Source organism: Corynebacterium sp. HMSC078A10 (assembly GCF_001811565.1).
Classification (GTDB): Bacteria; Actinomycetota; Actinomycetes; order Mycobacteriales; family Mycobacteriaceae; genus Corynebacterium; species Corynebacterium hesseae.
In genome coordinates this window covers 1-206 of record NZ_KV805194.1, presented here as the reverse complement: position 1 = coordinate 206, position 206 = coordinate 1, and the positions used below count along the sequence as shown (strand labels likewise).

Annotated in this window: 1 pseudogene; it reads left to right on the top strand. The window is 53.4% G+C overall.

From position 1 onward, the window contains the following. A pseudogene (locus HMPREF2808_RS13595) lies at nucleotides 1-206 on the top strand (HNH endonuclease); the annotation flags it as partial.

The following is a 206-nucleotide window of genomic DNA, read 5'->3' as shown; positions in this document are numbered from 1 at the left end:
TTCTCCTCCAACGGAACCTCTGCCTGGCTGGAACTCCAGGTTGGGGAAGACACCGGCATTAAACTCGATGCCTTCATCCACACAGCCGCCGCAAAAGAAGGAATCACTGTTGCTGAAGCGGTCATCAAACTCTTAAGCGGCGAGATACAACCACCAGCCACCGTAGTCTTACACACCTACCAAGCCTGCGATATTGAGAATGCCCC